The following is a 23526-nucleotide window of genomic DNA, read 5'->3' on the forward strand; positions in this document are numbered from 1 at the left end:
GGGGCCATGTCGAGATACGGCCCCATGTACGGGCCCGATGTCACCTTCCTCGGTGTCGAGCGGTGCGATGTCGGCGACCCCGCGACGTACGCGGGGGCCGACGTAGTGATCATCGGGGCTCCGTTCGACGGCGGCACCTCCAACCGTCCCGGGGCCAGGTTCGGCCCGATGGCCCTGCGTCAGGCCTGCTACCTGCCGCACGACGGTTCCAGGCCCAGCCTGGCCCTGCGCGTCGACGCGCTGCGGGACCTGCGCGTGCTCGACGCGGGCGACGTCGAGTGCTACTCCGGCGACGTCGAGTCCTCGCTGGCCGCCATCGAGGACGCGGTCCACCGCGTCGCCGCCTCCGGGGCCGTGCCGCTCGTCCTGGGCGGCGACCACACGGTCGCGCTGCCCGACGCCAGGGGCACCGCCAGGGCGTACGAACCGGGCCGGACCTCGATGATCCACTTCGACGCGCACGCCGACACGGGGAACATCGCCTTCGGTCACCTGTACGGCCACGGCCAGCCCATGCGCCGGCTCATCGAGTCCGGCGCCATCCGCGGCGACCGGTTCCTGCAGATCGGGCTGCGCGGCTACTGGCCGGGTCCCGAGACACTCGGCTGGATGGCCGAGCAGAACATGCGCTCGTACGAGATGACCGAGATCGTCACCCGGGGGCTCGAAGAGTGCCTGACGGAGGCGTTCGGCATCGCGCTCGACGAGTGCGACCAGATCTTCCTGTCCGTCGACATCGACGTCTGCGACCCCGGGCACGCCCCCGGCACCGGCACCCCCGAGCCGGGTGGGCTGTCGGCCAGGCAACTCCTCGACTCGGTCCGGCGGATCTGTTACGAACTGCCGGTGGCCGGCATGGAGGTGGTCGAGGTGGCTCCGCCGTACGATCACGCGGACATCACCGCGTTCCTCGGGAACCGGGTTATCCTTGAGGCGCTGTCAGCGATGGCCAGACGCCGGAAGGACGATAATGGCGGGCCCCGCTGGGATCCTCACCAGCCGCTTCTTGACGGCCGATAAATCTCTCGGTAAGACCCGGTAGGTTTACCTCTTAACACACCAAGCTTCGCGAACGGGAGATTCCCCAGCATGGGCCCCTACCTCCTCGGCCTGCGGCTTTCCGGGCGCCGGGTCCTCGTCGTGGGCGGCGGTCGCGTCGCGCAGCGGAGGGTGCCCGCCCTGCTGGAGGCAGGCGCCGAGGTCACTGTGGTGTCCACGAGCGTCACACCCGCGCTCGACGACCTGATCGCCTCCGGCCGGGTCATCTGGCACGCCCGCCCCTACGAGGTCGGCGACTGCGACGGAGCCTGGCTCGTCCAGGCGTGCACCGACGACAAGTCCGTCAACACCGCCGTCGCGGCCGAGGCCGAGGCCAAGCGGATCTGGTGCGTGCGAGCCGACGACAAGGACGCCTCCGCCGCGTGGACGCCCGCCTCCGGGCGGGTGGACGAGATCACCGTGGCCGTGACCGCCGGTGGCGACCCGCGCAGGGCGGCCGGAATCAGGGACGCGGTCGTGGGCGCGCTGCGCGACGGCACGGTCGACGCCCGCCGCAGCCGCACCAAGCCCGTCGGCGTCGCCCTGGTCGGCGGCGGCCCCGGCGATCCCGGGCTGATCACCGTGCGCGGCCGGCAGCTCCTCGCGCAGGCAGACGTGGTGGTCGCCGACCGCCTCGCGCCCCGCGCCCTGCTCGACGAGCTGGCGCCCGACGTCGAGCTCATCGACGCCGCCAAGGTCCCCTACGGCAGGTCGCTGTCGCAGGAGTCCATCAACGAGTTGCTCGTCGACCGGGCCAGGCAGGGCAAGTTCGTGGTCCGGCTCAAGGGCGGCGACCCGTTCGTGTTCGGGCGCGGCGGCGAAGAGATGATCGCCTGCGCCCACGCGGGCATCCCGGTGCTCGTGGTTCCCGGCATCACCAGCGCCGTGGCGGTGCCCGCCTCAGCCGGGGTTCCGGTGACGCATCGCGGGGTCAGCCAGGAGTTTCACGTGATCTCCGTGCACGTCGCGCCGGACGACGCCCGGTCGACCGTCGACTGGCCGGGGCTGGCCCGTTCGCAGGGCACGCTGGTGCTCATGATGGCCGTCGAGAGGCTGGCGAAGGTGGCCGAAGCACTCCTGAGAGATGGACGCCCTCCGGAGACTCCCGTAATGGTGGTACAGGACGGTACTCTTCCGACCCAGCGGGCGGTTGTGGCTCCACTTTCCACCGTGGCCGACCGCGTGTCCGCGGCTGGTATACGGCCGCCGGCGATCGTCATCGTCGGCGACGTCGTAAGGGTCGGCCAGGAGGTCGAGATGGTTCGAGCGGAGCGTCGGCCGTGAACACGGCCATGGATGACGGGCGGCAGGAGTCGCCTGGGGAGCAGACGTTGAGCTTCCGCGCCTTCACGGACGAGTCCGCGGCGCCACCACCGACCGCCGCGACCGAAGACGAGTCCGCGGCGCCACCGCAGGCCTCCGCGGCCGAGGAGGCCCCGGCTCCGGCCGGAGAGTCTCCCGACGAGCCGACGGGGCTTGAGGAGTCGTCCGAGGAACCGGCGGGGCTTGAGGAGTCGTCCGAGGAACCCCCTGACGGGCCTCAGGCGTCGGCTGACGCTGACGGCGACGGCGACGGCGACGGCGACGGCGACGCCGGCGCGTCGGACCCGGAAGAGCCGGAGGCGTCGGCCGAGTTGGACGACTCGGCTGACGAGAAGCCTGACGTGCGGGCGGAGCTGGAGGAGTCTGAGGCTCTGTCTGACGAGGAGCCTGCGGAATCAGCCGAGCTCGCAGGACCCGACCAGCCCGCGGAGCCGGCCTGGCTCAGGGAGCTCGACGAGGCGGAGGCACGGGCGGAGCTCGCGGAGCAGCAGGCGCGGGCGGAGACCGATAAGCCTGAGCAGCCGGCCGGGTTCCTGACACTCGATGAGCCGGAGGCGCGGGTCGAGCCTGCGGAGAGCGACGAGTCTGCCGAGGACGAGCCTGCGGAGAGCGACGAGTCTGCCGAGGACGAGCCTGCGGAGAGCGACGAGTCTGCCGAGGACGAGCCTGAGGGATCGGCTGACGCCGCCTCGCAGCCGTCCGCCTGGCACTTCCCGGACCCGCAGGCCGAACGAGACTTGGCCGCGCAGGCTGTACACGATGACTCCGCAGAGGCCGCCGGCGTGGGAAAGTCCACCGGTGGGAAGCCCCCCGCACCGCGGTTCGAGCCGCTGCCTCCCCAAGCGGTCGCGGCGCTGACGGCGGCGCTCAACGCGCTTCGCGAAAGCGTGTCCGACCTGCGGTTCGGCCTGGACCTGCCGGGCGCGGCCGAGGCCAGGCGGGCCCGCGCCGACCTGCTCGTCCAGCTTCAGGACTACGTGCTCCCGAGAGTACGGACGAACACCGCGCCCGCCCTCATCGTGGTCGCGGGCTCGACCGGCGCGGGCAAGTCCACGCTGGTCAACTCCCTCGCCGAGAAGAACATCTCCCGCACTGGCGTACGACGGCCCACCACCGGCATCCCCGTGCTGGTCTGCCACCCGGACGACCGGCAGTGGTTCACCAAGGGCGACCTGCTCGGCGGCATGCGGCGGATCGACAAGCCGTCGCCCGAGGACGGCCTCGGCAGCCTGGTCGTGGTCGCGACCGAGAAGCTGCCGCAGGGCGTCGCGCTGCTCGACACCCCCGACATCGACTCGGTCGTCGAGGAGCACCACGAGATCGCCCACCGCATGCTCGACGCCGCCGACCTGTGGATCTTCGTGACCACCGCCGCCCGCTACGCCGACGCCCCCGCCTGGAGCCTCCTGCGGCTGGCCAAGGAGCGCGGTGCCCGGCTGGCCATCGTGCTCTCGCGCGTCCAGCCCAAGGCGCGTGAGGTCGTGCTGAAGCACTTCGGAAGGATGCTCAGCGAATACGGCTTGGGCGAGGTCGACCGGTTCGTCATCGGCGAGACGAAGGTCGTCGACGGCAGGCTGCCCGATCATGAGATGACCGATCTGCGCCTTTGGCTGGCCGAGCTCTCCGTAGACGAGGACCGCCGCGCGCAGGCCGTACACGAGACGCTCAACGGTGTGCTCGACAGCTTCCGCACCCGCGTCCCCGCCCTGGCCAGGCATCTGGAGGGGCAGGTCGCGTTCCGCACCGAGCTGCGCGCGGACGTGGAGGCGGCCTACATGAGCGCGCTCGCCGAGATCGACAAGGCGACCAGGAACGGCATGCTCGTCCACGGTGAGGTGCTGGCCCGCTGGCAGGACTTCGCCGGGTCCGGCGACCTCATGCGCACGATCCAGTTCCGCAAGCGGGGCAGGTCGGGCAGGCAGGCGCCCGAGCGCGTCACGGCGTTCCGCGCGGCGCTGCGCGCCGGTCTGGAGTCGGTGATCGTCGCCGCCGCCCACCGCGCCGCCGAGGAGGTGGTCGCCCGCTGGCGGCACCGCTCGGAGCTGGGCGGCACGATCAGCGCGGGCCTCGAACGTCCTTCCGACGAGCTCGTACGGCATGCCACCCGGGCCATCGCCGCCTGGCAGGAGCACGTCACAGAGCTCGTCCGCACGGAAGGCGTGGCCAAGCGGTCGGTGTCCAAGTTCGTGTCATTCGATGCCGACTCGCTATCGTTGATCTTCATGGTTGCGATGTTCAGCGGCGGCACCGTCGAAGGCGTGCCGCACCGGCTGGTCAATGCCCTGCTCGGCGCCGAGTCGCTGCGCGGCATCGGCGCCAAGGCGCTCAGTGACCTGCGAGCCAGGATCGGCATGCTGTTCGACGAGGAATCCATGCGTTACGTGCAAGCGCTCGACTCGGCCGGGATACCCGACGAGTCCACCGCGACCCGCCTCTACCAGGCGACGTACAACCTCGAGGTCGCTCGATGACCGCCGTCACCACCAGGCCGGGCCTGGCCCCGCGGCTGACCGCGCTGACCAAGATCGTTGAGCTTGGCCCTGGGCGGCTCGACCAGAAGGTGCTCTCCGAGGCGAGCGCGCTGCTGACGCGGGCCGGCGACCGGCTCAAGCTGTCGTCGGAGCACACCGTGGTCGCCCTCGCGGGTGGCACCGGCAGCGGCAAGTCGTCCCTGTTCAACGCGATCTCCGGGCTGGAGCTCTCGCCCACGGGCGTACGCAGGCCCACCACGGCCCGTACCCACGCCTGCGTGTGGGGGCTGGAGGGCGCCGCGCCGCTGCTCGACTGGCTGCAGATCCAGTGGCGCCACCGCTTCGCCCGCGCCAGCGCGCTGGACAAGGGTGAGAGCCAGCTCCACGGGCTGATCCTGCTCGACCTGCCCGACCACGACTCGATCCGGGCGCTCACCGACACCGAGGCCGACCGGCTCATCGGCCTGGCCGACCTGGTGGTGTGGGTGCTCGACCCGCAGAAGTACGCCGACGCCTCCACACACCGGCGCTACGTCACCGACCTGGCCGGGCACGACGCGATGACCGTGTTCGCGCTCAACCAGGCCGACAAGCTGTCCACCGAGGAGCTCGCCGAGCTGGTCATCGACCTCAACGACCTGCTCCGCCGCGAAGGCGTCGAACACCCCAGCGTGGTGCCCACCTCAGCGGTCAGCGGCCGGGGCATCGACAGCCTCAAGAGCGTCATCTCGGGCGCGGTCACCCGGCGGCGGGCGGCCATCCACAAGATCGAAGCCGACCTGCGCAGGCTGGAGCGACGCCTGACCGAGACCATGCCGCTCGGCGAGGCCCTCTCCGCGCCGGCGTCGGTCGATGAGGCCCGCAGGCTCGGCCTGACGGACGCGCTCTGCGACGCCGTGGGCGTTCCGGCCGTGGGCGAGGCCATGGAGAACGTCTACGCCGAGCGGTCGAACCGCTGGGTGGGCTGGCCGTACCCGCGCTGGCTGGCCAAGTTCCGTCCGGACCCGCTCAAGTCACTGCGCCTGGAGGATGTCAGCGACGAGATCCGCGGCATCACGACCGGCTCGGTGAGCGCGCAGGCCGCCGAGGTGTCCAACGCCGTCCAGGCGCTCGCCGACGGGCTGACGGTCGGGATGCAGCCGGTGTGGCGTACGGCGGTGCACCGAGCGGCCCGTTCCCGCTCCAGCCAGCTGCCCAAGGTGCTGACCGAGGACCTCACGGAGGTCGCGCCCGAGCTCGACCGGGTCCCGGGTTGGTGGCGGATACTGAAGATCTGGCAGTACTTCCTGGTCGGAGCCTTCGTCGGCGGGCTCGCCTGGCTGGCGGTGGGGTTGACCGTCCCCGGCCAGCTCCCCGCGTCCCTCCAGCTGCTCGGCGACAGTGCCGCGCTGCCCTGGGTGGGGCTGATGATGGCCTCCGTGCTGGGATTGGGGGCGCTGTCGGGCATCGCGTCACGCAATTTCGTCGTGCTCGGGGCCTCGAGGGAACGCGAACGCCTGGAACGTGAGATGCGCCGACGGGTGGCCGCGGTGTCGGAGACCATGGTGGTGGAGCCGGTGGAGCGCGAACTGGGCCGCCACCACGCCTTCTACAGCGCGATGCGTGGGCTGTCCGGCTGACTCCTCTGTAGGCTGGACGGCCTTTTCTTACGGCGCTTCAGCTTTCGAAGTGCCTCGCCTGGCCCCTTTCCACGGGCAGTCGCAGAGGTGGCTTCGTCCACGGGCAGTCGCCTCAGAGGTGGCTTCGTCCGCGGGCAGTCGCCTCAGAGGTGGCTTCGTCCGCGGGCAGTCGCCTCAGAGGTGGCTTCGTCCGCGGGCAGTCGCCTCAGAAGTGGCTTCCTCCACAGGCAGTCGTCCTCAAGGTGACGCTGTCCACAGAACCCCGTTCGGCCCCGCCCGCCCATGCCTGCCTGAGGCACCGTATTCCCAGGTCGCGGGCACCGCGCCCGCCACAGGGGAGGAAACGGGATGAACGATATCTACATCACGCTAACCGGCAACGTCGCAGCAGAGCCACGGCAATACAGCTTCGACGACGGGGCCAGGGTGACCTCACTCCGGGTGCTCACCACCCACCGTTACTTCGACAAGAAGACCGGACAGTGGGCCGACGGGGAGCGGGTGTGCTTCGCCGTCCGTTGCTGGCGCGCCCTCGGTGACAACGTCGCCAAATCCGTGCAGGTAGGACAGCCCGTGGTCGTCTCCGGCAAGCTCCGCATCAGAGAGTTCGGCCCCGAGGGCGACCGGCGCTTCATGCCCGAGGTCGAGGCCAACTCGGTGGGCCACGACCTGCGCTGGGGCACGGGCGTCTTCGCCAAGCCGGAGCGCGGCGGCGGCACCGGTTCGGTGAGCAAGGAGATGCGCGACCGCCTGGACGAGGAAACCCAGGATTGGGCCCTGGGCGCCAACCCCGCCCCCGACCGCCTCACGACAACAACCCGAGTAGATACCCAGGCGGCCGAAGGTTCCGCACCCCGCGTCGCGGAGGAGCAGAAGCGCCGCCCTGACCGTTCGGCGGCGACGCCGGCCTTGGCAGAGGAGGTGATGGCATCGGGAAACCACACGGCATCCCAGCAGGATCGCCCGACTTCGCCGCCCCGCTCGTCCGGGGAGAGCGGCACGGTCGAGGAGGAACGTGCGCCGACTCACAGCATCAAGGATCAGATATCCGCCAGCGTGCGCGACACCGGCTCCCGTCGCCTCCGCGCCCTCGAAAGCACCACTACGGCAGACGCCACCCAGCAGAGCGGCCCCACCGCCACCAGGCAGCCCAGCGCCAAGCAATCCGCCACTTCACCGAGCGCCACCTCGCCCACCGCTGACTCGCCAACTGACGCCGCGCCCACCGACACCGCGTCAGCAGGTGCGGCATCAAGGGGTGCGGCGTCAACTGGCTCTGCGCCTGCCAGCACCGCGCCTGCCAGCGCGGCGTCAAGGGGTGCGGCGTCAACGAGGTCCCAGTCCCGAGGCGCCCTGTCTCCGGCAGCCCGCCCGGGCAGCGGCGCGACCGTACGAATCCTGGGTGCTGACGACAACGAGACCGAGGCGGAAGACGCTGGTTGGCCGACGGAGGAGCGAGCAGCGGCGTAACGGATGAGGAGCGACCGGCGGCGTAGCGGCGTGGAGCGACCAGCGGCGTAGCGGGCTCCTGCGGCACAACGGCTCACGCATGAGCGGAGCATCGGTCGATCAAGCCGGTGCCCGCTCATGCGCCCGCAGGTGAGCGGGAAGGGAGGGAGGGGTCACCGGCCGTACGCGGTGATGCCATGAAGCCCCACAGGGTGGCACCGAAAATTCGGCCGATGGTGTTGCCGGGTGTCAGATGGCTAGAGCGTCTCTCAGGTCCAGGTCACGCCCTGCACCATGGCTGCTCCTTTCCAGCACGGTCCGCTCGCGGAGTGAGCGGGTCATTCGCCGACTACAGCACGTATGTGGTCACAACGTCAAACGTAGTTGGTTCCCATCGCGCAACGCACACTCCGCAATTAATGTGTTACACATCGTTAATCAGGGAGGGGACGAGATGGCGGCGACCAGTCACGCCTCGGTCAAGCCTCGTAACGGTGTTTCAACGCTGGCCGATCGTTGGCCGCTGCTCGGACAACGTCGTCCGCTTCTCTACTACCTGAGCGGGATCGTCATCCTGAATCTCGCCGTAACCGTCTATTTCACGACATCTACCGAACTCCGGTGGCCACAGCTGCTGATGTTCGCCGCTCTCATGGGCTGCGGCGCGGTCTGCATCGAGGCCACCAGGCGCCTGGGCATGCCCGCCGGTGTCTCCCGCGACCTGCTGTCGGCGTGGTGGTTGCCGGTGGCGCTGCTGCTGCCGCCCGCCTACTCGCTGTTCGCGCCGATCGTGCTGCAGATCCTGCTGCAATGGCGGGTCCGTGCGACGGTCCTCTATCGCCGGGTGTGCAGCGCGGCGGTCATCGGGCTGGCTGCCTGTACGGCGTCCGTGACGTTCCACTGGCTCGTACCTGACTCGGCGGTGCTCTCGCGGGGCAGCGGGCCCCCGATCCTCTTCGCGATCGGCTCCGCCGTGCTCTTCGCCCTGCTCAACACCATCCTCATCGCGATCGCGGCACACACCGCCAATCCCGACATCTCCTGGCGCGAGGTGCTCTGGAACAGGGAGAGCGTGCTCCTTGACGTCGTGGAGCTCTGCCTCGGCGTCACGGTCGCGATCGCCTGCGGGCTCAACCTCGCCCTCTTGCTCCTCGCCCTGCCGCCGGTCGTCCTGCTCCAGCGCAGCCTCCTGCACGCCCAGCTCCAGGCGGCGGCCCGCACCGACGCCAAGACCGGCCTGCTCAACGCCGCCGCCTGGCAGCGAGAGGCCGACACTGAGATCGTCCGCGCCCGCCGCACCGGCGAGACGCTCGCCCTCCTGATCATCGACATCGACCACTTCAAACGGGTCAACGACACTCATGGCCATCTGGCCGGCGATCAGGTCCTCGTCGGCGTCGCGGCCACCCTCCGCAGCCAACTGCGCGACTACGACGTGGTGGGCCGCTTCGGCGGGGAGGAGTTCGTGGTCCTCCTGCCCCGCGCCGACATCCACGAGGCCCGCCGAGTAGCCGAACGCCTTCGCTACTGCATCGGCCGCATGTCCGTCCCGGCGGACGAGGCGATGATCTCTGTCACCATCTCGGCAGGCGTGGCCTTGATGAGCGTCCACGGCGACGACCTGATCGAACTGCTCGCCGCCGCCGACCTGGCGCTGTACCGCGCCAAAGAACTCGGCCGCGACCGCGTCTGCGTCCCCGTCATCCAACCACCGCCACCCGCCCTCCCCGAAGACCCCGCCGCTTGACCTCCCCCGAAGCCCTCGTCGTGTGATGCCCTCCTGGAGGACCCGCTGCCTGGCGTCGTACCGGGCTTCGGCGGGCCGCTGCCCCTGAGGTGTTTATGAGGGGTCTGCTGCCTGGCGTCGCAGTGGGCTTCGGCGGGCCGCTGCTTGATGTCCTTCTGGTGAGGTCGCCGCGTGACGTCGCACCGGACTTCTGCAGCCCGCTGCCTGGCGTCCTCCTGAAGAGGCCGCCGCATGGCGTCGCACCGCGATTCTCCAGCCCGCAACCTGAACCCAGCGCCGAAGTCGGGGGCTTATGTGTCCTTCTGGCTGTTGCTGCATGCTCAGGCAGTACGTACACTTCGTCAAGTACGTACTTTACGATAATGCTGGAGTTCGCATAGATGGAGCCGCAGGAGGCCGAGTTCGTCGACCGAATGGGTCTGGTCATGGAGCGTTTGGGCGGGACGCGGACGATGGGCCGCGTGTATGCGTGGCTGATGATCTGTGACCCCTCGCACCAGTCGCTCACTGATCTGGCCGCCCAGCTCGATGTGAGCAAGACCGCGATCAGCACGGTGGCCAGACAACTGGAGGGCGCCGGGATGATCGAGCGCGTTCCCACGTCAAGCCGTGAGCACCGCTACCAGACGGCCGGCGGGGGATGGGAACACGTCCTGAGGGTTCAGCTGGGCGGGGTGGGGTTCGGCCTGGAGACATTGGACTTCGGGTTGTCGATCGTCGGAGAGGGCCGGCGCGACCAGCGGGCGCGGCTGGAGGAGTCCCGGGAGTTCTTCGCCTTCATCGAGCACGATGCGGACGGATTCCTCCAGCGCTGGCAGGACTATCGCGAGAAGTCGGGTGAGGAGGATCAGAGTGGTAACTGACGCATCCCTACGCTGAGGCGCGCGTCGTGGCGGCACGAAGTACATCTCGATCTTTCAGGAACTGATCCACAACCGAAAAGGGATCTACTGCCAAGGGAGAGGCGATGACCGACATCGTCGAGAGGTACAACATCCCCAAACAGCACTTCTGGCTGCACGGGCCGCGATCGGGTCAGCCGGTCGAGTACGACGCCGACACCGGAATGTGGAACGTCTACGGCTACCCGGAGTTGCAGGAGGTCCTCGGGGACCCGGCGACGTTCTCCTCCGACACCATGCGCGTGATCCCCAAGGGCCTGATGCCGGACGCCGAGGAATTCTCGATGGAGGGCTTCATCACCCAGATCGACCCGCCGGAGCATGGCAAGCTGCGCAAGCTGGTCAGCAGCGCCTTCACCCGTAAGGTCGTCGCGGATCTCGAGCCGAGGATCGCCGCCCTCACCCACGAACTGCTAGACGCGGCGCAGGAACGCGGCCGGCTGGAACTCGTGACCGATCTGGCCTACCCGCTTCCGGTCATCGTCATCGCCGAACTACTGGGTGTGCCCAGCAGCGATCGCGCCCTGTTCAAACAGTGGGCAGATGCGCTGTTCCAGCGCGACGCCAAGATCTCACTCGCCAAGCCCACAGAAGAACAGAACGCGGACATTCAGGCCTCACTACGACCGTGGCATGAAATGTCCGCCTATCTCGCTGGCCACGCCGCAGAGCGCAAACGACAGCCGCGCGCCGACCTGCTCACCAGGCTGGTCGAGGCCGAGGTGGACGGCGAACGCCTCCCCGACATCCAAGTGGTCAACTTCGCGATCATCCTCCTGCTCGCTGGACACATCACCACGACGATGCTCCTCGGCAACACGGTGCTCTGCCTGGACGCCTTTCCCGAGCAGCAGGACAAGGTACGGGCCGACCGCGCCTCGATCCCGGCCGTCATAGAGGAATCCCTCCGCTTCTTCACCCCGTTCGCCGCCCTCGGCCGCTCCACCACCCGCGAAGCCGAACTGGGCGGCGTGACGATCCCGGCCGATCAACTGCTCATGGTCTGGCCCGGACCGGCCAACAGAGACCCTCGTCAGTTCCCCAACCCCGACGTCTTCGACCCCGGTCGTGACCCCAACCCGCATCTCGCCTTCGGCCGCGGCATCCACTTCTGCCTGGGCGCCCCCTTGGCCCGGCTGGAGGGACGGGTCGCCCTGAACATCCTGCTCGACCGGTTCAACCCCCTGCGCACCGATCCGAACGACCCCGTGGACTTCATGCCCACGCCGACCATGGCAGGAGTGCGCCGCCTTCGATTGATCTGACCATTTGCGCGTGGGGTCGCCTGCTCAAGGTGCGCAAGCAACTCGTCGAGGACGGCGTCCCTCGCGTCAACGGTCGGCCACGGGTGTGTCCGGCGATGGGATCCAGCTGGTGAAGCTGGATGCGGTGGCCGACATCACCCGTGGCCCGGCCGATCAGACGACGATCACCCGTACGGACGGCCCCAAGGAGTTGGGGGTTGTGGCGTGCCGATCTCGGGTTGTGGTGCGGCGGACGAGGTCGTCTCCGTGGCGACAACCCCAGTTCGGGATCACGCCGGTTGCCGATGGCCAACACCCTGCGGAGCCACGGCCACGCTGACCGTCAGGTGGGGCGCGTCCGGTGGAGCGGCGGAAGCCCGGGTCGAGAGCCCCTAAGCTAGATGCCATGCCGGAGTACATCTATACGCTGCAGCGCGTGCGCAAGGCGCACGGCGACAAGGTTGTCCTTGACGACGTCACGCTGTCGTTCCTGCCCGGAGCCAAGATCGGCGTCCTGGGTCCGAACGGCACCGGAAAGTCGACGCTGCTCCGGATGATGGCCGGCCTGGAGCAGCCGTCCAATGGCGACGCCAAACTCATGCCGGGTTTCACCGTGGGCATGCTCCAGCAGGAGCCCCCGCTCAACGAGGAGAAGACCGTCCTGGGCAATGTCCAGGAAGGCGTCGCCGAGACGCTGGAGATGCTCGAGCGCTACAACGCGATCGCCGAGCAGATGGCCACCGACTACAGCGACGAGCTGCTCGCCGAGATGGGCAAGCTGCAGGACCAGCTTGAGCACCGCAACGCGTGGGATGTCGACAGCCAGCTCGAGCAGGCCATGGACGCTTTGCGCTGCCCGCCGCCGGACGCCGACGTGACCACGCTGTCCGGTGGTGAGCGCCGCCGCGTCGCCCTGTGCAAGCTGCTGCTGGAGGCCCCTGATCTCCTGCTGCTCGACGAGCCCACCAACCACCTCGACGCCGAGAGTGTGCAGTGGCTGGAACAGCACCTGGAGAAATACGCGGGCACCGTCCTCGCCGTCACCCACGACCGCTACTTCCTCGACAACGTCGCCGGGTGGATCCTGGAGCTCGACCGCGGCCGCGCCTACGCCTACGAGGGCAACTACTCCACCTACCTGGAGGCCAAGACACAGCGCCTCAAGGTCGAGGGGCAGAAGGACGTCAAGCGTAAGAAGCGCCTCGAAGACGAGCTGGAGTGGGTCCGCTCCAACCCGAAGGCCCGCCAGACCAAGAGCAAGGCGCGTCTGCAGCGCTACGAGGAGATGGCGGCCGAGGCCGACAAGCACCGCAAGCTCGACTTCGACGAGATCCAGATCCCGCCGGGTCCGCGTCTCGGCACCACGGTGATCAGGTCCGAGGACCTCACCAAGGGGTTCGACGACCGGGTGCTCATGGAGAAGCTGACGTTCGACCTGCCGCGCAACGGCATCGTCGGCATCATCGGCCCCAACGGTGTCGGTAAGACCACATTGTTCCGTATGGTCACCGGCAGTGAGACGCCCGACACCGGTTCGATCATCGTCGGTGACACCGTCAAGATCTCCTACGCTGACCAGAGCCGCGGCGGCATCGACCCGAACAAGAACGTCTGGGAGGTCGTCTCCGACGGGCTCGACCACATCAAGGTCGGCAACGTCGAGATGCCGTCCCGCGCTTACATCGCGGCGTTCGGCTTCAGGGGGCCCGACCAGCAGAAGAAGGCCGGCGTCCTGTCGGGCGGCGAGCGCAACCGTCTCAACCTGGCGCTCACCCTCAAGCAGGGCGGCAACGTGCTCCTGCTCGACGAGCCCACCAACGACCTCGACACCGAGACGCTCTCCTCGCTGGAAAACGCGCTCCTCGACTTCCCGGGCTGCGCGGTCATCACCTCGCACGACCGGTGGTTCCTCGACCGCATCGCCACACACATCCTGGCGTGGGAGGAAGGGTCGAACTGGTTCTGGTTCGAGGGCAACTTCGCCGACTACGAGAAGAACAAGATCGAGCGCCTGGGCGCGGACGCCGCCCGCCCCCACCGGATCACCTACCGCAAGCTCCACCGCGACTGACTTCCGCACCTGGCCCGGGAGCGCACGAGTTTCCTCGACGCTCCCGGCCCGGGGCGGGCGTTTTCCCGATGATTCAGGCCCAGCCCGGTGAGCCGCACCCTTGTGCGGAGCGCGTGCCGCCAGTCGTGGCTGGGCGTTCTTCCCTCTAAGGGCATGTATCGAAAGTACGGGGGCCCCGATCTGGCGTCTCGCGTAGCAGTGACATCCTTGGTCGGTGTTCTCATCCGATCATGTGGGCGCCGTATTCTTCGATGTCGATGGCACCCTCGTCCCAGGCACGAGTTCTTCGGTCTTTCTGGCTGGCTTCCTTGGCCATCGGGACGAGTTGGCCAAGGCCGAGGACGCCTACGCCTCGGGCGACCTGGACAATCGACAAGTCTCCGAGCTGGATGCCAAGGGCTGGGCGGGCGTGCCCGAAGAACAAGTCTCTGGCTGGCTCGATGGGTTTCCCTTGGTTTCGGGCATCACGGAGACCGTGGGCTGGTGTTGGCGGAACGGGTTGGTGCCCGTGCTGGCAACCCTCGCCTGGTCGCCGGTCGGCCGCTACCTGACTGACCGCTTCGGCTTCCACGCGTACAGCGGACCTCGACTGGAGGCCGCCGACGGCCGGTTCACGGGCCGCGTGGCCTGCCACTTCGACGAGTACGACAAACGAGATTTCGCCCTCGCGCAGGTCCGAGAGCTGGGGTTGGCTCTCCGCTCGTGCGGGGCCGTCGGAGACAGCCGCTCCGACCTGCCCTTGTTCGCTTCCGTCGGGCTGAGTGTGGCGTTCAATGCCTCGGCTGGAGCGCGGGCGGCGGCGACCGTCACGGTGGACGGCGGCGACCTACGAGGGGTGCTGCCCGTCTTGAGCCGCTTGGTCACAGCCACTCGTTGATGGCCGCGACGAGGACGGTTGCCTCGTAGCGGACCGCGAGTTTGTCGTAGTCGTCCCATCGGTCCAGCGAGGGTGTTGTCCCTTCCGGTCTGCCGAGCTCGGTCGTTCCTTCGGCCCCCAGCGCGGCCGTTCCTTCGGCCCGCCCAGGGTGGTCAGCCTTTCGGCATCCACGAGGGTGGTCAGCCTTCGGCCTTCCCCAGGGCGACGGCTACAGGGGTGCGGGCGGGGCGGCGCCATGGGCCGTTGAACAGGACGATCGCCGGAATGAACAGGATCAGGCAGCCGAGCGAGATGAACAGCCAGGTCTGCCAGTTCGTGGCCTCGACCACCCGCGGGATGATGACCAGGCCGATCACGGCGATGCCCTTGGAGAGGAACCCGAACAGCCCCCAGGCCGTGCCCTGCAGGCGCGGGTCGGCGTCCTCCGCGTCCTCGGAGTAGTTGGCCATCCAGGGCGCGTACGCCACGCCGAGCGAGCCGCCGAGTAGTGCGCCCACCAGCATGAGCGTGCCCGTCGAGATGCCTTCCTGGCCGAGTGAGACGGCGAGGTAGGCGGTGACGAGTACCGCGGCGATCGTGCCGCCCAGCGAGAACGGCTTGCGCAGCTGGGTACGGTCCGAGAGACGACCGGTGATGATCAGCGTGATCAGGTTCAGGCTCCAGAAGGCCGCCATGATGGTGGACGCCTGGGCGGTGCTGATGCCGAGCGCGCCGACGAGCATCGTCTGCCCGAACAACGACAGCGTGATGTAGAGCACCAGCCAGAGCGAGATGCCCACCACGTGCGCCCAGATGTTGCGCCTGGCGAACAGCGAGCGCAGGCGGGCCGGCTGGCTGAGGTCGACCACCTGGGTGGCGGCCTGTTCGGTGTGCTGGATCCTGGCCCGCAGCTCGGGGGAGAGGTCGGCGATGTTGAAGGCGATGACGAACGAGATCACCAGCGAGAAGCAGCCCATGATGACGAACTGCGAGCGCCATGACTCGTTGAAGATCGGCAGCGTCCAGCCCGCGATGGCCGCGGCCAGGAAGTTGGCGCCGACCGGTCCCCAGGTCCAGAAGCCGAACGCTTGCGCCCGGCCGAGTCGCGGTGAGAAGTCGCGTACCAGAGGCGCGGTGCTGGCCATGGCCACACCGTCCACGAACGCCAGCAGGATGCGGGCCAGCAGCAGGTCGCGCGGGCTGTGCACGAGCGTCATGACGAAGCAGCACACGGCGGTCAGCATCATCAGGGGCACCAGCAGCCGTACCCGGCCGACCCGGTCGGTGAGCCGTCCGCCCAGGATGGAGGCGATCGCCCCGGCGATGGCCGCGGCGCCGGACACGGCGCCGTAGGTGGCCAGCGTCATGTGCAGGTCCTTGAGCAGCAGCGGGACCACCGGCGCGATCTGCGCCTCGTAGGAACCGATGAGGATGGCGAGCACGGCCATCGTGAGGATTTTCATGCGTCGGGCGCCGGTGGGGTACTCGTCGAGTTCGCGGACGTAGGACAGCCTCATGACTCGCCTTTCTCGTCGTACAGGCCCCCGTCATGAGTTCTAGAAGACAGCTCTAGAATCCATTTCTGAAATGCTGCTCCTCACAACGCCCGACGTCAAGAGTGCGGGTCGCTCCGCTAAGATCTAGAATCGAATTCTAGGAAGGGAGTCAGTGTGGACCTCGAACTGGACGGGCTAGAGGTGACCTTCGACCACACGGCCGTGGCGGCGCCCCGCATCCGGGACCTGCTGCCGATCTATCGCGACCTGCTCGGGGGCCGCCACCTGGGCGGCGGTGGCGACAATCGTTCGAGTGGCTACCGCACCCTGCAGCTCACCTATGAGGGCGGCGGCAAGGTCGAGCTGATGGAGCCGCTGGCCGGGTCGGACTTCTTCGACAGCTTCTTCGAGCTGACCCGTGGCAGAGGCGGCGTCCACCACCTGAACTTCCACGTCAACGACCTCGACGCCGCCGTGGCCAGGCTGACCGGGCGCGGCTACCGGCTCCACGGCCTGAACGTTCGCGACCAGCGCTGGCGTGAGGTGTTCCTGCACCCCAAGGAGGCGCACGGCGTGCTGATCCAGCTGGCCCAGGCGGGTCCTCGCGGCGCGGAGCCCCGGCCGTCGCTGGACGACGTGCTCGACGGCCGCGGCCGCAATGGCAACGGAATCCCCAGCCCTTGAGGTTCGCCCGAATCTAAATCTAGAGTTTCATTCTAGAACTAGATTGGGGAGGCCGATGAAGCCCGTACCGAGGCCCACGCCGGAGACGCAGCCCTTCTGGGACGGAACGGCGTCGTGGTCCATCAGGGGCGCCACGTCACCAGCGCGTCCAGAGCCTCCACGTGGGACCCCCTGACCAGCAACGGATTGATCTCCAGCGACTCCAGGCGGTCACCCAGTGACTCAGCGAACGCCGCCACCCGCGCCACCACCTCGGCCACCGTGTCGAGGTCGGCGGCCTCGCCACCCCTGACGCCCCGCAGCAACGCGGCCCCGCGCAACTCCGTCAGCGCCTCCCGCACCGAACGGGCGTCCACCGGCAGGATCCGCAGGGCCGTGTCACGCAGCACCTCCACCCAGATACCGCCCAGCCCCACGGCCAGAGTGAGACCCCAGGCGGGATCTCGCACGACGCCCACCAGCAGCTCCACCCCGCCGTCACGCTGCGGTTGCACCAGGACGGCCGCCTCTCCGGCCAGCGCGGCGACCACGTCGCGGTAGGCCAGCCGTACCTCGTCGGGGGAGGAGAGCCTCAGCCGTACGCCGCCGAGGTCGCTCTTGTGGCCCAAGCCCTCGGCGGCGGTCTTGAGCACCACCGGGAACCCGAACCGCTCCGCCGCCGCGACCGCCGCCACTTCATCGCCCACCAGCTCCGACGGCACGACGGGCACCCCCGCCGAGGCCAGCAGGGCAGCGGCGCGATGCTCCCCCCACACCCCGGCCGCCCCGACCAAGGCCGCAGCGGGCGCTCCAGCCGAAGCCGAAGCCGGGGCGGCGAGGGCGAGGGCGCGGGTGTGGGCCGCCGACCAGCGGACGGCCGCGCCGATCGCGGACATCCCGTGCTCGATCCCGCCCACCACGTACGGAAACCCGGTCTCCTCCTGCACCGCCCGGCCGAACTCCGTGACGTCCGTCAGCACGTTGCTCACCACCACGACCGGTACCGGCGACTCGGCGATCCGCCGGGCGCTGGCCGCGTACAGGGCGAAGACCGGAGCGGGGTCCGGCGGCGCGACCCGAGGCGGCTCCGACAGCAGCATCACCAGGTCGATCCCCGGATCGGCGGTCACCGCTTCCAGGGCCCGGCCCAGCAGCGTCCGGTCGATCAGCACGTAGCCGGTCACGTCGAGCGGGTTCTGCACGGTGCCGAAGGACGGGACGATCTCTGCCAGCCGCGCCACGGTCGACGGCGCGAACGGCGGCAGCTCCAGACCCTCGTCCTCGGCCCGGTCGGCGATGATCTCCGATGCGCCGCCCGACGGCGTGACGACGCCGACGCGCCGTCCGGGCAGCGGTCCCACGGAGGCGAGCAGCCCCGCCGTGATGACCAGATCCTCCAGGGACCGGACCCGGATCACGCCGAGCTGCCGCAGGGCGGCGTCGATGACGTCGTCGTCGCCGACCAGCGCGCCGGTGTGGGCCTGCGCCGTGTGGGAGGCGAGCCTGCTGCGGCCGATCTTCAGCGCCACGATCGGCTTGCCCGCCAGCAGCGCCCGCCTGGCGACGCGGGAGAACTCCGCCGGATCCCGGATCGTCTCCAGGAACAGCGCGATCACCTTGGTGGCGGGATCGTCCACGAGATGGTCGACCACGTCGGTGACGCTCACGACCGACTCGTTGCCCATCGAGGTCAGCAGGCTGATGCCGACGTTGCGGGCCTGCGCGAAGCCGAGCACGGAGCTGGCCAGCGCGCCGCTCTGCAGCACCACGCCCACCGATCCGCGCAGCAGCGGCTGGGGGATGGGCAGTCCGTACGGGGTGATGCCGGCGGCGGCGTTGATGTAGCCGTTCCCGTTCGGCCCCAGGATCGTCAGATCATTTTCCTCGGCAAAAGCCGAAATTTCCGACTCCAGCCGGGCGCCCTCGGGCCCCGCCTCCCCGAAGCCAGCCGTCAGGATCACGTAACACCGGATCCCCAGCTTGGCCCCCTCCCGCAGCACCCCCAGCACCGCCGCCGTCGGGACCATGACGTAGGCCAGATCGACCGGCGCGGGCACCTCGGCCAGGCTCCGGTGGGCGGGCGCGCCGTGCACGGTCCCGCCGCGCGGATTGACCAGGTGCACGGGCCCGGCGAAGCCGCACGTACGCAGGTTGAGCAGTGTGCTGATCGACCACCCCGACTTGTCGGTGGCGCCGACCAGCGCGATGGATCCCGGGTTGAACAGCGCCTCTACCGACATACCACTCCCCAATGGCTCACTCCCCAACGGCTCACTCACCGATGGTGCCCAGGCGGGCGTGGCCCTTGATCAGATTGCGGGCGATCGTACGGCGCTGGATCTCGTCGGTGCCCTCGAAGATGCGCAGCAGGCGCAGCTCGCGATACCAGCGTTCGATCGGCAGCTCCTTGGTGTAGCCCATGCCGCCGTGGATCTGCAGCACCCGGTCCACGACCTGGTTGGCCATGACCGCGCCGTTGAGCTTGGCGATCGAGGCGGCGTGCCGGGCGTCCAGGCCCTCCTGCACCCGCCAGGCCGCGTACAGGGTCAGCCACTTGGCCGCCTCGATCTCCACCTGCGAGTCGGCGATCATCCACTGAATCGCCTGGTATTCGGAGATCGTCTGCCCCATCGACTTGCGGATCTTGGCGTAGTCGATGGCCATCCCCAGCATGCGCTCGGCCGAGCCGATGGCCCGCGCCGGGATCATGTAGCGGCCCTGGCCGATCCACTGCATGGCCAGCTCGAAGCCCTTGCCCAGCTCGCCGAGGATGTTCTCCTCGGGCACCCGGACGTCCTGGAACACCAGCGATGCCGGACCCCATTCGCCCATGGTCGGGATCGGCTCGGACGTCCAGCCCATGTCGCGGTCGGCCAGGAAACAGCTCACGCCGTACGGCTCGGCCACGGCGAACACCATGACGAAGTCGGCCTCGCTGCCGCCGGTGATGAACGTCTTCTCACCGTTGATGATCCACTCGGCGCCGTCACGGACCGCGCGGGTACGGATGTTGCGCGCGTCGGAGCCCGCGCCCGGCTCGGTGATCGCGAAGCAGGAGCGGCGCTCGCCCTCGATCGTCGGGAGCAGGTAACGCGCCTGCTGCTCGGCGGTGCCCGCGTAGAGGATGTTGTCGGCGCTGCCGCCGAACATGAACGGGACGAAGGTCCTGCCCAGCTCCATGACGATGATCGCGGACATGACCGGGCCCAGCGCGGCTCCGCCGTACTCCTCGGGCGTGTTGATCCCCCAGAAGCCCATCTTCCTCGCCCTGGCCCGCAGGTCGCGCAGGACCTCCGGGGCGAGTGCCGGACGACCCTCGCGCTCGTTGCGCAGGACCTCCGGCTCCAGCGGCATGATCTCCTTCTCGACAAAGGAGCGTACGGTGTCGCGGATCTGACGCTCCTCGGCGCTGAGCGAGAAGTCCATGACCGCCTCCCCAATTTCTAGAACGTTCCTCTAGGAAGCCAGTCGGGGCGCATACCTGTCAAGAATCAAATTCTAGAATTCACCCCGGTACGATAGGGCACATGGCACGGAAGTCGTCGTGGGAGTGGAGCCGTACGGCCCAGACCCGCCAGAGCATGCTGACGGCGGCTCGCGAGGTCTTCAGCGAGCATGGTTTCGCCGAGTCGAACGTCTCCGAGGTCGTGGCCCGCGCGGGCTCCAGCGTCGGCAGCCTCTACCACCACTTCGGGGGCAAGACGGAGCTGTTCCTCGCGCTCTACGAGGACCACCAGGCGGCGCACGAGGAGGCCGCGGCCGCCAGCGTGTCGCGGGCCAAGCAGGCAGGTGTCCACGACCCCGTCGAGCTGCTCATCGCCGGGGCGCGGGCCTACCTCGCGGGCGCGTGGGAGCGGCGCGACCGGGTCCGGCTGTTCATCGACGGCGACGGACCGCCGGGCTTCGAGCTGGTCCGCCGCACCCGGGGCCGGGAGTGGGTACGCCAGAACGCCGTGCTGCTCGGCGCGGGCGCCGACCCGCTCGACCGGTTCACCGTCGCCGCGCTGACCAGCATCATCGGTGAGGCGGCCCGCGAGGTCGCCACCAGTGACACCGAGGACGCCGCCCGCGAGGTGATCGAGGCGGCGATGACGCTGATCCGCCGCCTCGACCCACTCAGGGTGCTGGCGGAGGGCTGATCACCCCAAGCACATCCATGGCGCGCACCGGTCAGCTCTCCCGCCCGGGAATCTGGCCGTTGGTCAGCGCGTTGGGCGCGGCCTTGTCGACCAGGGCCGGGATCACCGCGCCCAGCTCGGCCGGGTCCCACCGGCCGCCCTTGTCGACGGCCGGACCGGCGTGCCAGCCCTCGGCCACGCTGATCACCCCCGCCCGCACGTTGAACACCCGCCCGGTGATGCCCCTGGCCTCGGCGCTGGACAGCCAGACCACCAGCGGCGCGATGTCGTCGGGGTCGGCGCTCGATGAGCCGGCGCCGGTCGGGGCGAGGTTCTCCGTCATGCGGGTGAGCGCCGCCGGGGCGACCGCGTTCACGGTCACGCCGTAGCGCTCCAGCTCCTTGGCCGCGATGACCGTCAGGCCCGCGATGCCGGCCTTCGCGGCGCCGTAGTTGCCCTGCCCCGGATTGCCGTAGATACCGGAGGACGAGGTGGTGTTGATGATCCGCGCGTCCACCCGCTCTCCGGACTTGGCCCTGGCCCGCCAGTAGGCCGCCGCGTGGCGCAGCGGCGCGAACGTCCCGCGCAGGTGCACCCTGATGACCGCGTCCCACTCCTCGGCCGTCATGTTGACCAGCATCCGGTCACGCAGGATGCCCGCGTTGTTGACCAGCACGTGCAGGTCGCCGAAGCGGTCGACGGCCGCCTGGACCAGCCGGGCCGCCCCGTCGAAGTCGGAGACGTCCTCGCCGTTGACGATCGCCTCCCCGCCCAGCGCCTCGATCTCCTCGACCACCGCGGCGGCGGCGTCCGACGAGCCCGTGCCGTCGACCTCCGCGCCCAGGTCGTTGACCACGACCTTGGCGCCCTGTCGGGCGAACTCGAGCGCGTGCCCGCGCCCGATGCCCCTGGCCGCGCCCGTGACGATCACCACGCGACCCTCGACGATCCCCCTCATGTCGCAATCCCGCTCATGTCGCAATCCCGCTCATGTCACTATCCCGCTCATGTCGCACCTCGATCCTTGACTGCCTGCCGATGCGAACTAGATTCTAGTATTGAAATCTAGAAAGGACAGGCCCCGAGGTGACCGTAGTCGAGGAACGGGAGCAGGTCCGGTACGCCTGGCGCACCCTGTCGGTGGTGAGCCTGGCCAGTGTCCTCACCGGGCTCGGCGGCAGCGCGATCAATGTCGCCCTGCCCGAGATCGCCAGGAGCACCCACGCCGACGCCACGGCCGCGAGCTGGATCCTGCTCGGTTTCCAGCTGACCAACACCGTGCTCATGGTGGTCTTCGGCCGGCTGGCCGACATGTTCGGGCGGCGCCTGCTCTACCTCTGCGGGCTGGGCACCTACACGCTCGCGGCGCTGCTGGCCGGGCTGTCGCCGGACGCCTGGACGATCGTCGCCCTGCGGGTGTTACAGGCCGCCGGCGCCGCCATGCTGCTGACCAACAGCGCCGCCCTGGTCACGGACGCCTTCCCCCGCTCGCGGCTCGGCGAGGGGATGGGCGTCTATGTCGCCTCCTTTTCGATCGCCCAGCTCGCCGGGCCCACGCTCGGCGGCTTCCTGGCCGAGCAGCTCGGCTGGCGCTGGGTGTTCTGGTACAACGTGCCGCTCGGGCTGGCCTGCCTGGTGTGGGGCGCGATCGTCCTGCGACGGGTCGAGCCCGCCGGGCGCGATCGCGGTCTCGACCTGCCGGGCAACGTGCTCGTCCTGGTCACCTTGGGCGGGTTGCTGCTCGCGCTGTCGGAGGTGACCAGGCTCGGCTGGGCCCACCCGCTGATCCTCGCCGGGCTGGCCGCCTTCGCGCTGGGGCTGCCGCTGTTCGTGGTCAGGGAGCTCAGGGCCGCCCATCCGGTCGTGGACATCGGCCTGTTCCGGGACCGCGGCTTCGCCTTCGGCACGCTGGCGTCCTTCCTCAACTCCGTCGCGCGCGTCGGGCTGGTGTTCCTCGTCGCGCTCTTCTTCCAGGCGGTGCGCGGCGACGATCCGGTGCGGGCCGGGCTGAAGGTGCTGCCGCTGGCCGCCGCGGGGATGATCGGCTCGGCGGGCTCGGGCCTGCTGCAGCGCCGAATGAGCCCGCGCACGCTCGCGGTAGCCGGGGCCGCCACGACCACCGCCGGGCTGTTACTCCTGCTCTGCACGATCTCGTCGAGTGTCCCGTATGCCACGGTCGCGCTCGCGCTGGTGCTCATCGGACTCGGCTCCGGAGTGTTCCTGCCCTCCAACACCACCGCGATCCTGGACGGACTGCCCTCGAACCGGCTGGGCATCGTCAACGCGATGCGGCTCATGCTGCAGAACACCGGCGTGGTCGTGGGCACCGCGCTGACGCTGTCCCTCATCACCGCGCCGCTGCCCGCCGCGCTGCACGACCGGGTCTTCGCCGGCACGCTCTCGCGGGTCTCCGGTCTAGCCGTGGAGCAGCTCGTCACCGGCTACCGGTGGGCGCTCGGGTGCACGGTCGTGATCTCGGTCCTGACCGTGGTGGCCTGTACGGCCCGGAGCAAGGCCACCTGACCGGGA

General features: G+C 69.3%; 17 protein-coding genes. 13 read left to right on the plus strand and 4 right to left on the minus strand.

Annotated elements, in window-relative coordinates:
- Positions 1-6: 6 nt before the first annotated feature.
- The 10 genes from speB to AB0H88_RS15240 all read left to right on the plus strand — a co-directional run bounded on the left by speB (position 7) and on the right by AB0H88_RS15240 (position 14741).
- Positions 7-1020, plus strand: a complete 1014-nt coding sequence (speB, locus tag AB0H88_RS15195; RefSeq protein WP_357644578.1) for an agmatinase — start codon at positions 7-9, stop codon at positions 1018-1020.
- A 69-nt stretch (positions 1021-1089) separates the two neighbouring features.
- On the plus strand, positions 1090-2322 hold the full coding sequence (gene cobA, locus AB0H88_RS15200; protein WP_357644580.1) for a uroporphyrinogen-III C-methyltransferase: 1233 nt from the start codon (positions 1090-1092) through the stop codon (positions 2320-2322).
- Positions 2319-4832: an AAA family ATPase gene (locus AB0H88_RS15205; RefSeq protein ID WP_357644582.1), complete on the plus strand. Its 2514-nt coding sequence runs from the start codon at positions 2319-2321 to the stop codon at positions 4830-4832. The genes cobA and AB0H88_RS15205 overlap by 4 nt, the downstream gene beginning before the upstream one ends.
- Positions 4829-6451: an ABC transporter gene (locus AB0H88_RS15210; RefSeq protein WP_357644585.1), complete on the plus strand. Its 1623-nt coding sequence runs from the start codon at positions 4829-4831 to the stop codon at positions 6449-6451. The genes AB0H88_RS15205 and AB0H88_RS15210 overlap by 4 nt, the downstream gene beginning before the upstream one ends.
- A gap of 348 nt (positions 6452-6799) precedes the next feature.
- On the plus strand, positions 6800-7921 hold the full coding sequence (locus AB0H88_RS15215; protein WP_357644587.1) for a single-stranded DNA-binding protein: 1122 nt from the start codon (positions 6800-6802) through the stop codon (positions 7919-7921).
- A gap of 433 nt (positions 7922-8354) precedes the next feature.
- A complete protein-coding gene (locus tag AB0H88_RS15220) occupies positions 8355-9647 on the plus strand; it encodes a GGDEF domain-containing protein (RefSeq protein ID WP_357644589.1) in 1293 nt (430 codons plus the stop codon).
- 380 nt (positions 9648-10027) lie between these two features.
- Positions 10028-10510, plus strand: coding sequence for a MarR family transcriptional regulator (locus AB0H88_RS15225; protein WP_357644591.1), 483 nt, complete (start codon positions 10028-10030; stop codon positions 10508-10510).
- A 104-nt stretch (positions 10511-10614) separates the two neighbouring features.
- A complete protein-coding gene (locus AB0H88_RS15230) occupies positions 10615-11814 on the plus strand; it encodes a cytochrome P450 (protein WP_357644593.1) in 1200 nt (399 codons plus the stop codon).
- A 385-nt stretch (positions 11815-12199) separates the two neighbouring features.
- The gene (gene ettA, locus AB0H88_RS15235) at positions 12200-13864 is read left to right on the plus strand and encodes an energy-dependent translational throttle protein EttA (protein ID WP_357644595.1); all 1665 of its coding nucleotides are present in this window, start codon (positions 12200-12202) and stop codon (positions 13862-13864) included.
- A gap of 214 nt (positions 13865-14078) precedes the next feature.
- Complete coding sequence (locus AB0H88_RS15240; RefSeq protein WP_357644597.1) at positions 14079-14741, plus strand: haloacid dehalogenase-like hydrolase; 663 nt, start codon at positions 14079-14081, stop codon at positions 14739-14741.
- A gap of 179 nt (positions 14742-14920) precedes the next feature.
- On the opposite strand, the gene AB0H88_RS15245 is transcribed toward AB0H88_RS15240, so the two are convergent.
- Positions 14921-16237, minus strand: coding sequence for an MFS transporter (locus AB0H88_RS15245; protein ID WP_357644599.1), 1317 nt, complete (start codon positions 16235-16237; stop codon positions 14921-14923).
- A gap of 153 nt (positions 16238-16390) precedes the next feature.
- Between AB0H88_RS15245 and AB0H88_RS15250 the strand changes: the two genes are divergently transcribed.
- Positions 16391-16900, plus strand: coding sequence for a VOC family protein (locus tag AB0H88_RS15250; RefSeq protein ID WP_357644600.1), 510 nt, complete (start codon positions 16391-16393; stop codon positions 16898-16900).
- Between the two features lie 122 nt (positions 16901-17022).
- On the opposite strand, the gene AB0H88_RS15255 is transcribed toward AB0H88_RS15250, so the two are convergent.
- Both AB0H88_RS15255 and AB0H88_RS15260 read right to left on the minus strand, forming a co-directional pair.
- A complete protein-coding gene (locus tag AB0H88_RS15255) occupies positions 17023-19119 on the minus strand; it encodes an acetate--CoA ligase family protein (protein ID WP_357644602.1) in 2097 nt (698 codons plus the stop codon).
- Positions 19120-19150: 31 nt separating this feature from the next.
- Entirely contained in the window at positions 19151-20305 is a 1155-nt protein-coding gene (locus AB0H88_RS15260) for an acyl-CoA dehydrogenase family protein (protein WP_357644604.1), read from the minus strand.
- A gap of 101 nt (positions 20306-20406) precedes the next feature.
- Between AB0H88_RS15260 and AB0H88_RS15265 the strand changes: the two genes are divergently transcribed.
- Entirely contained in the window at positions 20407-21018 is a 612-nt protein-coding gene (locus tag AB0H88_RS15265; protein WP_357644606.1) for a helix-turn-helix domain-containing protein, read from the plus strand.
- Positions 21019-21049: 31 nt separating this feature from the next.
- Here AB0H88_RS15265 and AB0H88_RS15270 read toward each other — a convergent pair whose 3' ends face one another.
- A complete protein-coding gene (locus AB0H88_RS15270) occupies positions 21050-21955 on the minus strand; it encodes an SDR family oxidoreductase (protein WP_357644608.1) in 906 nt (301 codons plus the stop codon).
- A gap of 128 nt (positions 21956-22083) precedes the next feature.
- On the opposite strand from AB0H88_RS15270, the gene AB0H88_RS15275 reads away from it, so the two are divergent.
- A complete protein-coding gene (locus AB0H88_RS15275) occupies positions 22084-23520 on the plus strand; it encodes an MFS transporter (protein ID WP_357644610.1) in 1437 nt (478 codons plus the stop codon).
- The last annotated feature ends 6 nt before the right edge of the window (positions 23521-23526 follow it).

It is taken from the genome of Nonomuraea sp. NPDC050680, from assembly GCF_040654555.1.
Classification (GTDB): Bacteria; Actinomycetota; Actinomycetes; order Streptosporangiales; family Streptosporangiaceae; genus Nonomuraea.

Excerpts from the sequence above, each read along its gene's own strand:
- cobA (WP_357644580.1), top strand. The coding sequence starts at position 1,090 with ATGGGCCCCTACCTCCTCGGCCTGCGGCTTTCCGGGCGCCGGGTCCTC.
- AB0H88_RS15260 (WP_357644604.1), bottom strand. The coding sequence starts at position 20,305 with ATGGACTTCTCGCTCAGCGCCGAGGAGCGTCAGATCCGCGACACCGTA.
- AB0H88_RS15215 (WP_357644587.1), top strand. The coding sequence starts at position 6,800 with ATGAACGATATCTACATCACGCTAACCGGCAACGTCGCAGCAGAGCCA.
- AB0H88_RS15270 (WP_357644608.1), bottom strand. The coding sequence starts at position 21,955 with ATGAGGGGGATCGTCGAGGGTCGCGTGGTGATCGTCACGGGCGCGGCC.
- AB0H88_RS15225 (WP_357644591.1), top strand. The coding sequence starts at position 10,028 with ATGGAGCCGCAGGAGGCCGAGTTCGTCGACCGAATGGGTCTGGTCATG.
- AB0H88_RS15245 (WP_357644599.1), bottom strand. The coding sequence starts at position 16,237 with ATGAGGCTGTCCTACGTCCGCGAACTCGACGAGTACCCCACCGGCGCC.
- AB0H88_RS15265 (WP_357644606.1), top strand. The coding sequence starts at position 20,407 with ATGGCACGGAAGTCGTCGTGGGAGTGGAGCCGTACGGCCCAGACCCGC.
- AB0H88_RS15220 (WP_357644589.1), top strand. The coding sequence starts at position 8,355 with ATGGCGGCGACCAGTCACGCCTCGGTCAAGCCTCGTAACGGTGTTTCA.
- AB0H88_RS15230 (WP_357644593.1), top strand. The coding sequence starts at position 10,615 with ATGACCGACATCGTCGAGAGGTACAACATCCCCAAACAGCACTTCTGG.
- AB0H88_RS15255 (WP_357644602.1), bottom strand. The coding sequence starts at position 19,119 with ATGTCGGTAGAGGCGCTGTTCAACCCGGGATCCATCGCGCTGGTCGGC.
- AB0H88_RS15210 (WP_357644585.1), top strand. The coding sequence starts at position 4,829 with ATGACCGCCGTCACCACCAGGCCGGGCCTGGCCCCGCGGCTGACCGCG.
- speB (WP_357644578.1), top strand. The coding sequence starts at position 7 with ATGTCGAGATACGGCCCCATGTACGGGCCCGATGTCACCTTCCTCGGT.
- ettA (WP_357644595.1), top strand. The coding sequence starts at position 12,200 with ATGCCGGAGTACATCTATACGCTGCAGCGCGTGCGCAAGGCGCACGGC.